This window comes from Desulfosarcina sp. (genome assembly GCF_041551955.1).
Lineage (GTDB): Bacteria > Desulfobacterota > Desulfobacteria > Desulfobacterales > Desulfosarcinaceae > Desulfosarcina.
The window spans coordinates 1-9,682 of sequence record NZ_JBFELV010000169.1 but is presented as its reverse complement, the minus strand read 5'-3'; the positions used below and the strand labels follow the sequence as shown (position 1 = coordinate 9,682).

Sequence of the window (9,682 nt, the reverse complement as noted above, 5' to 3'; positions counted from 1 at the left end):
CGCGTTAAACAGGCTGCTGATGGAATTGCCCACGCTTTCTTCGATCACCCGCTGCACGTCGTCCGACTCGCCGAGTTGGCCTTGGGTGGTGGTTGCTGTGTTTTCCGCACCGCCGTGGGTCGAGGTTGCCGAAAAGCCCTCCTCCCTTTCCACGGGGGGCAATGATTCTGCCCGGCATACCTGAACGCCCCCCAGCATTGAAATGGCAAGTCCCAAAAGCAAAAAACGCAAACCGCTGCACAGGCTGTGTCGCATCGCGTTGCTCTCAACTCCAAGGAGAGAGGGCACTCGTCCCTCTCTCCTATCCATTAGTAATATCAATTTCGATGGATGGTTGGGTGGTTTCCCATCAAACCATAAGCAAATGGATCTCCTGCCTAATTCAGATCCGCCGCAATGGCGTGGATATTGGCCTGGTTGACCAGGTCACCCGATGCCTGGTTGACGCTCACGATGCCGGCGTTCCCGTTGATGGAACCCGTAATCGAATCCGACCGGAGGACGGCAAAATGGACCAGGAAACTGTCAGCATTGACTTGCTTCAGTGTGGCTTCACCCAGCGCACCGTTGGTTACCGGGTCGAGCCCAGCAGCCAGGGCCGCAGAGTTGAGCTGGTTGTTGATGTTGCCTGAAGACTGGTTCACGCCCACGATGCCGTTGTTGTCGCTGATGCTCCCTGAAATGGTGTTCTTATTCTCGGAGCGAATACCAACGATAAAGTTGAACATGCTGGCCTGGACGCCGAACCCATTGGCCTCCACCAGTTGCTTGTCGCCGGCGATCACCGCCATGGCGGACAGGTTGGCCTGGTTGTTCATGTTGCCCGGGCTCTGGTTGACGCCGACCACGCCGCTGTTGGCGTTGATGGAGTCGAGCACCTCGGCGGTTCTCTCATTGTAGTCGAAAAGTTCTACGGTGACTGCTTCATCCACGGTATCGGTTTGGGTTACCTGCGTCGGAAAACGATCGCCGGTTTGCGGGTCGTAGCTGTCCTTGTACTCCTTCTCCGTGGTGGTTGTCGTCACCGTGGTTTCGTCTCTGGTCGCACCAACATCCAAATACCTGTTTTCAAGGTTCATCTGCTGGGCCCAGGTCTCCGCCTCACCGTCGGCATTGACCTCGATCTCCGTGTTGAAAAAAACGTTGATGTGTTTGTAGGTGTCGATGGTAATAATCTTGAGCTTGTCGAATTTGCCATACATCTCTGTACCGGCGTAATCGTACAAATTCTCATTGATTGTTATTTCCTTGGTTACCGTGGGCTGCGGACCATCATTGTCCAGCACACGAACTGCCGGATCGGCTAAAAGTGCTTCTTGAGCCGCGGCGATACCCGAAAAGGCAACGCACATCGCCAGGGCCAACCCAATCGATAGTATTTTTTTCATAATCTCCTCCTTTGATTAAAATGGGCCACCTCTTTGAACGGAACTTCATGCCGCTCTCGATCTCCAATACCTGCACGGCTACCAACCGTATTTAAGGTTGCGTCTGCCCTCCTTTCGTTTGGTCTCTACTGGTCGCTAAAAATCAGGCGATTGGTCTGTTTCCCGGCAATGCCGGAGTCATAGCTGATGTTTTGAATATTCCCGGTTCGTGGCGAATCGCTTTCATCCCATAGGATGATCCGACCGGTATGGGTTGGCGATGTGCCATGGCCCATTTCTCCGTCGCCCTTTCCCTTGCCCCGGATGCGATTCATTTCATCATCCGTTAATTTTACCCCCAGGCTAATGGGCGGTGGTTCAAGGGGTGCTGCTTCCGAAAAGGCTATGGGTGCAATAGCGATGTCGGCGGATGCAAAATAGTGATCTTGGGCGTCGGCCGGGGTGGCACCGGGCGTCAGCAGACACGCCAGTAAGATAAAGGCAAGCAATAATTTCTGTACTTTTTTCATCTATATGCGCCTTTGTGAATAATACGGAGACACGCCAAAGGGCTTGGGCAAGGTGAACACTCAATTAGCAACTAACAACTTCTGTGCCATGCATACAGGTGCCTGATATTCTTTGTAATTAAAAAATGCCCACGTCAAGCAGGTGTAAAGTATGGTTGACACTGGTTCCGGGAAAACCCGTGATATCCCCCTCATTCACCACTTTTTCGATAGGTGTAAATGATACTGACACTGGACTGATGGTGTCAGCGACGATGTCTTATCCGTTGAAATTGCTCGAAAGCATCGGCCGGAGACGGCGCCCGGGCGGGGCCGAGATTTTTCAGCCTTGCCGATCCCTCGTATGGGGCTGTTTTCGCCTGCCGACGGTTGCATAAAGAATGAAGGAAAAAAAAACTTGAAATGCACAATGAATTGCACCATAATTTTAGCATTATCTGAATACTCACCCAGTATCCTGACGACAGCCATTCTCGATTGCCCATTTTAAAACCGCGATAACGAGCGGATTCCTCGCCCCTTGTCGGCACGAAGCAGAGATCCCGATCATCGAGGCCGCGGGGAGGGTTCAAACACGAAAGTAAACGTATCCGCCGCTGTTTCCGGCGGAATCATTGGACGACCGCCAATCGACTGCTGCAGAGCAAAAGATATGGATGACAAGTCGCCTTTGATCAATCAGGGGGGAGAATGCCAAGCATGCCTGACATGAATGTACGTCACTGCCGATACCTTGCTATTCTGTTCGTGGTTGCATTATGGTCAACCCACTGTGTGGCTGCCATGCCCGGCCATCCGTCTCCTGAATCATCCGGTGCAGCATTCCTTGATGATCGCTATTCGCGAACCGCCACCGCTGAGAACACCGCTTTGCCGGCGCTGCTGGCTCAGTCGTCCATGGCCGATCCGGCATCCGAAGCGCAAAACAATCCTCCGGAAGGGGGGACGAGGCGAAGCGTCAAGAAGGATACCGAGGAGATTTTGGTACAAGAGGGTGGCGTTCTCATTCCCAAGGGCACCCTGATTTTGGAACCGTCCATCAACTACGTCCACATTCAGAACAACCGGCTTGCCGTTAAAGGTTACAGTATTTTTAATGCAATCCTTTTCGGTAAATTTGACGTCGAAAAGGTCAGAAGGAATATATTGACAGCGACCCTGACCGCTCGCTACGGCATCACGAACCGGTTGCAGGCGGAGTTGTTCGTACCATATGTGTACCGTACGGAGGAGATGATCATTCCCGCATCGATCGTGGCCGAAGAGGGAAATCAGGACGCATCGGCGCGGGATCACGGGATTGGAGACATCGGGGGCAGCATCAACTACCATGCATTCCGTTCCCGCGGCGGAAAGCCCGACATTACATTGAATCTCAGGTTCAAATCACGTTCGGGCAGAGATCCGTTTGGATTGGAAACCCAGACGGTCGCAGGGCGGGAATTCCCCAATGAGCTTCCCACGGGAACCGGTTTCTACGGCCTGTCGGGCGGGTTTACCATGGTAAAAGTCAGCGACCCGGTGGTATTTTACGGATCGCTTGCCTATGCCTGGAACATGGAAAGAGATGTGGGAGATGTCGGCAAGATAAATCCGGGTGACAGTATCGAATATAATCTGGGAATGGCCACCGCATTGAGTGAAAGAGCCTCGCTTAGCTTTTCATTTCAGAATGCATTTACCGGTGAGACAACCTTGGCCGGCGAGGACATCTCCGACTCGAAACTGATCAGCGCCAGTTTGTCCCTGGGGGTCAATTATCGTGTATCACAAAAATATTCCTTGTTCGGCGTTATCAATATCGGGTTGACTGACGATACACCCGATTTTCAGGTGCAGCTCAACATTCCATTCAATTTCAACCTGTTTTGATGGGTTGCGCCGAATCCTCGCAATTTGAACGAAAAATAGAACCTTTATCGGGCTGGCAGCGCGATGTCGAGCTTTTTAATCAGCGTGTAGACATAGGGCCGGCTGATTCCCAGGGATCGGGCGGTCCGAGATATGTTGAATTGGTGGGATGTCAGCGCCGACTTTAGAATCTGACGCTTCAGTTTTTCGTCCGCTTTTTTCAGGCTCGATATATGATCCGTGTTTTTGCTTGGCGGCAATTCCATGTCTTCCGGGCGAATCCAGTCATCCTGAACCACCACCGCTCTTCGAATACGGTTAATCATCTCCCTCACGTTTCCTGGCCAGACGTGTTGGCAGATGGATTCAAGCGCTTCGGCGGTGAAGCCCTTGCAGTTCCAATCGCGTTCCATCTTGATCTTTTTTAGGAAATATTTGGCCAGTACTTCCTTGCAGGCGTCTCTTTCACGCAAGGGGGGCAGATGGATCGTGAAACTGGCAATCCGGTGAAAGAGGTCCCGTCGGAAGAGACCCTTTTCTACAGCCGCTTCCAGATCGACATTCGTCGCCGCAATGACTCTTACATCCACCACCTGTCCGTTGAGCGCACCAATCCGGTATATCGTCTTGTCTTCTAAAAAACGCAGCAGTTTGGGCTGCAGCTTTAACGGTAGGTCTCCGATCTCGTCCAAAAACAGTGTTCCCTTGTCGGCAATTTCAAATTTCCCTTTTTTGGCTTGAATCGCTCCAGTGAAAGCGCCCTTCGTGTGACCGAACAGTTCGGCCTCGATCAATGACTCGGGTATCGCGGAACAGTTGATCACGACAAAAGGCCGATCTTTGCGATCACTTCTCTCATAGATCGCCCTCGCGGTGAGCTCTTTTCCCGTGCCGCTTTCACCCAATATCAACACCGGCAGTTCGGTGGGCGCCACTTTGCGGATATGCTTAAACACGGTTTTCATCGCCGTCGAGACGCCCACGAATTCCTCGACAGGATCCAGCTCCGGGGATGATTTGATCGGCGCGATTTCCTCTGTCAGGCATCTTCTGATTCGGTGCAGGTCATCTATGGTGAGATTTTTCAAGCAATTCGTCATACTGCGCAACAGGCACTCTTTTTCCCAATAGGCGAAGTATTCAGTGGAATGAAAATTTAATTTCCAACCGCAATGGGGGCATTGGATGTCAGCCATGTCCGTAGTTTGGCCACAATAATCGCATTCTTGATTGCCCTTGATCGATGCTGAAATGGTTCGCCACAGCTTTTGTTGGCTGCCTTTTTCCATACCCAAAAAGGAGACGCCAATTTTGCGGCTGTCCTTGTGTGCGATCTTACAGGTAGCGGTCAGATCGTTCTTTCCGTCGGCAGAAAGTTGCAGTAGCACATTGTCGCCCGTGCTTGCAGACAAATGGTCGGTCATGTGTTTGAGGTCTAATCCAGCGCCTCCCATTCCGATGTCTGAGACTTGATAAAGGGTTTTTTTGCCATCAGAAGATACGATGTAAGCCTGTCGATCACTCTTTGCACGCGGCGATAAACGAACCACTTTTCTCACCTCTTATTCGACGACCGGTAACTGCTGAACCGAAAAGCGTTGAAAAAATGAGCATGGATATTTTTTTAACGACATCCGATGATGCGCAAAAACCGCTATGGAGAGTTTTGGATACTGCCACAAGCGCTTGGTGGTTAGGTGCTCAACTGAGGATGAATTTACTGTATTTCAGTTTAGAGCGGATGGATAGGGAGCTTAACGTTTAGAATCACGCGATGAAACTCAAAAATTATGTGGCATAATATTATCAGTAATTGATAGTGTTAAGCGTAAAGAAGGGCCTTGTCAATAAAAAATAAAACCCGATGCCCGCGAGATGAGTATTATTACTCAAAGGGCGTTGCCCAGATGGGTATTAATACCTATAAAAAAGCTTTATGGCGGGCGATTTAATGATGTCACCCCCCGAATAGGCTTCAGAAGGGAACGGCTAATAATCCGCCTTCTTTGCGCAGAAACCAAATCTCATGTTTGCGCGGCCCATAGTATAATCCCACCGAAGTATTACTTCTGAAGGAATGAAAGAGGTTCGTTAGTGGTTGACAAATACGTCCTCACGCTCAGCGTGACGGACCCATGGACGAAACCACGTCAACTTGGATGCAGTCTGTTTTTTTATGCTTATTTTAATAAATATTGATCTTTCCGGCGGGGTCCGCGTGTTACAGTAACCTGAATTACATTATGTTGTAAGGAGCTAATCTATGAAAACCACATACACATTTTTGCTTATACTATTTTTTACGGCCACGGCCACCACGGCCGCGGCCGGCGGGCAGGTTGTCGCCTATGACGTCAAGGGGGAGGCCTTCGAGGGGTATTTTACTTCACCGGCGGACAATGCACCCCTGGTGCTGCTGATCCATGACTGGGACGGCCTGACCGACTATGAAGTCAAACGCGCCGACATGCTGGCTGAAAAAGGGTACGCGGTCTTTGCCGCCGATCTGTTCGGCGCCGGTGTCAGGCCCACCGAAGTCAAGGACAAGCGCCAGCACACCGGCGAGCTTTACAAGGACCGGGAACGCATGCGCAGCCTGATTGTCGGTGCACTGGATGCGGCCAGGGCCAGAGGTGCAAGGGTGAACAATGCCGTGGCCATGGGGTACTGTTTCGGTGGCGCCGCCGTGCTCGAGTTTGCAAGGTCGGGGGCTGACATGAAAGGATTTGTCACCTTCCACGGCGGATTGAGTGCGCCGGAGGGCCAGGATTACGGCAAGACCAGGGGCAAGCTGCTGATCCTGCACGGCACGGCCGACACGAATATTACCATGGACCATTTTGCCATGCTGGCCAATGCATTGGAGGAAAAGGGCGCGCCCCACGAAATGATTGCCTACGGCGGTGCACCGCACGCCTTCACCGTCTTTGGCTCCGATCGGTACCGAAAAGATGCGGATGAGAAGTCCTGGAAGCGTTTTGGAGAGTTTCTGGAAGAGACGTTGAGGTAGGCTCAAGCCACTTTTAGAAATTCCACCTTCTTCACCCCGCGGGTGAAACCCAGGGTGGTGGCGACCATGTCCAGGTTATCCTTCGGCGCCTGATTACACACCCTGGCTATGAATCCACACGACGGTTTTTCATGCTTGACGGCCTTACCGTTTGTCCGGTCGATCACCAAAGCCCCGCACCGGCGGCCCTGGCTTTTTCCAGCAGCGTGCGGTCGTTTCTGGCTGCCAAGCGGTCGATGTCCGCCCCGTATTGATGGAAAAAATCATACTTCTGCACGCCCAGCGATAACGGGATCAGGTTAAGCCATTCGTTGAGATGATCGTAAAACTGCGGGAAAAATGCAGGTGGTTCGGGATCGCCGCGGGAAATCACAATAAGCAGGCGTCTCCCACCTGGAAACGCCGAATCGATGGACGGCTGACCGCTCTGCGGATCTTGTTTAAATTCCAGGAACGAATAGAGCCGGTCGACCAGCATTTTGAATTGTGCCGTCACGTGAAACCAATACACCGGTGTCCCCATGACAATGGCATCGTAGGCCGTCATTTCCTGAAGCAAGGGGGACAAGTCGTCCTTCTGCACACATTTGCCTAGATGCTTTTTGCATCCTTCGCATCCGATGCACCCGTTGATAGTCAGGTCTCTCAAGTTGACCAGGCGGGTGTGTGCGCCTTCCTGGGCTGCGCCAGCCAGAATGGCTTCCACCAGGGTCTGGGTGTTGGCTCCTTTTCTCGGGCTTGCATTGATGCCGATCACTTTCATTTAGGCTCCTTTCGCTTCCTATATGGTAAACGGACGGTCACCCGTCACTGGATACGGGATTTTTAAATATGGTGGTTCGCTGGCGGCAGGGCTGCGTCTAGTTTTTTTCAGATGTCAGGACGGTTGCCCTGAAAACCGGTAACGAGTTCTACGACGCTGATCCCGACCAGAAGCACAACCAGAAACCATAAAAAAATCAGGCCGCGCAACGGCAACGACAGGTCGCCGAAGACGAGCCACCCGCCAAGCACCAGGCCGCCGCATAGGTTGATGGCAATCGCTCCGCCAAGCCCTAAACCCATACCGGTTCCTGTTTGGTTGCGCCTTTCCATCAATAGGGCAATGCCGATTCCGAACAGGACCCCACCGAGAATGTTCGCGTAAAAACCATGGGCGGCCGGCGGCACGCCCAGCAGCTCGACCAGTCCGTCCGAAAATACGATCAACATCACCCCCAGCAGCAGGTTGATGATCGCGTCGATGGTGAGCAGGGTGACGCGCCGCATGACATCGCCTCCTTAGTTCAGTTTGAATGCCATGAATTGGATGTCCGCTCCCCTGGACCGCGCAGCTTGCTCGTAAGCGGAAACCACTTCACCGGTTCCTGATGTGCTGCAGTCGCTCCCATGAGCCGAGTTAGAAATTTTGACTTGGCTCCCGCCCCATCGTCGGACCGATTCCCGGGTGTAGTCATAGAGCAGATCACTGTCCGTCTTCAGGTACACCGTGCCGCCGGGAAGAAGCAGGTTCGCATACGCATCAAGAAAGGAAGGGGAGGAAAGCCGGGACTTGACTGTCCGATGCTTGGGGTGCGGGTCGGGAAAGGTCAGCCAGATCTCGTGGATCGAGCGTTTCAGAAAAAATTCCCCGATACGCTCGATCCGCGCACGCAGGAAGTGGACATTTTCAAGGCCCTGGGCAAGCGCCTTTTCAGCCCCGACACAGATGCGATGACTCTTGAAATCGATTCCCACACATAATTTGCGTGGATTGGCGGCGGCGAGTGCCAGACTGTATTCTCCTTTCCCGCAGCCCAGTTCGAGGACCTTCTGCATGCCCTGATACCGCTCGTCGTGCCAGGGATAAGAGCCAGGCGATGGTGATTCACCGAGCACCGAAAAGGTGACATTGGGCAGACGTTTGACGCGTTCGTACTTGAGAAGCTTGTTTTTTGGCATGGTTATTCCTGTGTTTTCATCAGCCTGCCAAACGCTTCGTGCGGGCTAATCGGGGTTCCTTTTCATTTTAATCCAGGCGCCAACCTTGCTGCCTGCGATCGAACAAAGGGGCATGATCAATAACAGCGAAATCAACCCCTGCATTTCCGACGCAACCGCCCACGCGGGCAATTCAGAATAAGTGCCCATGTAGCCGATCAGCCCCACCATTTGGGTATACAAGCTGACGACAATCGCACCAAAAACATACAGCAACCCTCTCAGAACTGTGATTTTGCTGAAATAACCCAACACCATCGCAAAAAGAAAACATAGCATGAAATCTGCCATATTCGCGAAGATCATGTTGACAATATTGTTTAAAATGACGAACTGGGTATTTGCGTTGGTTGCTCTGACGGTCTCGATCAGAAGGGGAGACAAGATATACGAGAACAAATAATTCGATAAATACCCAGACACCAAGCCCATACCCATCCACATAAATGGGATTAACCATTGCCTGTCTGTCCTGCTGTTGCTCAGCATTAAAATAGATTTTCCTCATTGCTGCAAAGTAAGCGGGGCACGATAAGACGCATCGGCGACAAATGTCTTACAGCCAGGGTGTTAGTCCCTTTACGTAGCTTTCTACAGCCTCGAATGGTGTTGAGTACCCATTGCGATCTGTGGAGAGATAAGAAAATAAACATTGATTGATCGACATTTCCATTGCGTTGATCCGCTCCGGCGAGTACAGACCCATGGTCATCCGTTTCATTTCGGTTATGCTTCCTGTGAGTTTTCGATTTCCATTCTTGCCAAGGGAGGGCGTTGCCGGGTTGCGATACCATGGGCATGATTGGATGATTTCTTCGGCGATGGTCAAGGGGTCACGAAAATGTGATTTACGACGAACCAGCGTGAATAGCGTATATTCGTGAACGATGAGTAGTATCGAGGTACGGCTGATCATCACCGCGTCCACCTTCCAGTAATCTCCT

The 9,682-nt window shown here is 51.9% G+C and carries 11 protein-coding genes; 2 read left to right on the top strand and 9 right to left on the bottom strand.

Features of this window, described 5'->3' with window-relative positions; genetic code table 11:
• The 3 genes from ABYV26_RS13760 to ABYV26_RS13750 form a co-directional block, all read right to left on the bottom strand.
• On the bottom strand, window positions 1-255 hold a 255-nt coding region (locus ABYV26_RS13760), incomplete at its 3' end, for a hypothetical protein (RefSeq protein ID WP_372681906.1).
• 122 nt (window positions 256-377) lie between these two features.
• Window positions 378-1,388 carry a hypothetical protein gene (locus ABYV26_RS13755; protein ID WP_372681904.1) on the bottom strand — a complete coding sequence of 337 codons (1,011 nt, stop codon included), beginning with the start codon at window positions 1,386-1,388 and terminating at the stop codon, window positions 378-380.
• Window positions 1,389-1,513: 125 nt separating this feature from the next.
• Window positions 1,514-1,897 (bottom strand): hypothetical protein, encoded by a 384-nt coding sequence (locus ABYV26_RS13750; protein WP_372681902.1) that lies wholly within the window; start codon window positions 1,895-1,897, stop codon window positions 1,514-1,516.
• Window positions 1,898-2,596: 699 nt separating this feature from the next.
• On the opposite strand from ABYV26_RS13750, the gene ABYV26_RS13745 reads away from it, so the two are divergent.
• Complete coding sequence (locus tag ABYV26_RS13745; protein ID WP_372681900.1) at window positions 2,597-3,769, top strand: hypothetical protein; 1,173 nt, start codon at window positions 2,597-2,599, stop codon at window positions 3,767-3,769.
• A 44-nt stretch (window positions 3,770-3,813) separates the two neighbouring features.
• Here ABYV26_RS13745 and ABYV26_RS13740 read toward each other — a convergent pair whose 3' ends face one another.
• Complete coding sequence (locus tag ABYV26_RS13740; protein ID WP_372681898.1) at window positions 3,814-5,298, bottom strand: sigma 54-interacting transcriptional regulator; 1,485 nt, start codon at window positions 5,296-5,298, stop codon at window positions 3,814-3,816.
• Window positions 5,299-6,011: 713 nt separating this feature from the next.
• On the opposite strand from ABYV26_RS13740, the gene ABYV26_RS13735 reads away from it, so the two are divergent.
• Complete coding sequence (locus ABYV26_RS13735; RefSeq protein ID WP_372681896.1) at window positions 6,012-6,758, top strand: dienelactone hydrolase family protein; 747 nt, start codon at window positions 6,012-6,014, stop codon at window positions 6,756-6,758.
• Between the two features lie 163 nt (window positions 6,759-6,921).
• Here ABYV26_RS13735 and ABYV26_RS13730 read toward each other — a convergent pair whose 3' ends face one another.
• The 5 genes from ABYV26_RS13730 to ABYV26_RS13710 all read right to left on the bottom strand — a co-directional run.
• Window positions 6,922-7,521 (bottom strand): flavodoxin family protein, encoded by a 600-nt coding sequence (locus tag ABYV26_RS13730; protein WP_372681894.1) that lies wholly within the window; start codon window positions 7,519-7,521, stop codon window positions 6,922-6,924.
• Window positions 7,522-7,628: 107 nt separating this feature from the next.
• A complete protein-coding gene (locus tag ABYV26_RS13725) occupies window positions 7,629-8,027 on the bottom strand; it encodes a hypothetical protein (protein ID WP_372681892.1) in 399 nt (132 codons plus the stop codon).
• A 12-nt stretch (window positions 8,028-8,039) separates the two neighbouring features.
• On the bottom strand, window positions 8,040-8,699 hold the full coding sequence (gene trmB / locus ABYV26_RS13720; RefSeq protein WP_372681890.1) for a tRNA (guanosine(46)-N7)-methyltransferase TrmB: 660 nt from the start codon (window positions 8,697-8,699) through the stop codon (window positions 8,040-8,042).
• A 45-nt stretch (window positions 8,700-8,744) separates the two neighbouring features.
• Window positions 8,745-9,227, bottom strand: coding sequence for a hypothetical protein (locus tag ABYV26_RS13715; protein WP_372681888.1), 483 nt, complete (start codon window positions 9,225-9,227; stop codon window positions 8,745-8,747).
• Between the two features lie 67 nt (window positions 9,228-9,294).
• A partial coding sequence (locus tag ABYV26_RS13710) for a hypothetical protein (RefSeq protein WP_372681886.1) occupies window positions 9,295-9,682 on the bottom strand: 388 nt, incomplete at its 5' end.

Coding starts and splice junctions, on each gene's coding strand:
- ABYV26_RS13755 (WP_372681904.1), bottom strand. CDS start 1,388: ATGAAAAAAATACTATCGATTGGGTTGGCCCTGGCGATGTGCGTTGCC.
- ABYV26_RS13750 (WP_372681902.1), bottom strand. CDS start 1,897: ATGAAAAAAGTACAGAAATTATTGCTTGCCTTTATCTTACTGGCGTGT.
- ABYV26_RS13745 (WP_372681900.1), top strand. CDS start 2,597: ATGCCTGACATGAATGTACGTCACTGCCGATACCTTGCTATTCTGTTC.
- ABYV26_RS13735 (WP_372681896.1), top strand. CDS start 6,012: ATGAAAACCACATACACATTTTTGCTTATACTATTTTTTACGGCCACG.
- ABYV26_RS13730 (WP_372681894.1), bottom strand. CDS start 7,521: ATGAAAGTGATCGGCATCAATGCAAGCCCGAGAAAAGGAGCCAACACC.
- ABYV26_RS13725 (WP_372681892.1), bottom strand. CDS start 8,027: ATGCGGCGCGTCACCCTGCTCACCATCGACGCGATCATCAACCTGCTG.
- trmB (WP_372681890.1), bottom strand. CDS start 8,699: ATGCCAAAAAACAAGCTTCTCAAGTACGAACGCGTCAAACGTCTGCCC.
- ABYV26_RS13715 (WP_372681888.1), bottom strand. CDS start 9,227: ATGCTGAGCAACAGCAGGACAGACAGGCAATGGTTAATCCCATTTATG.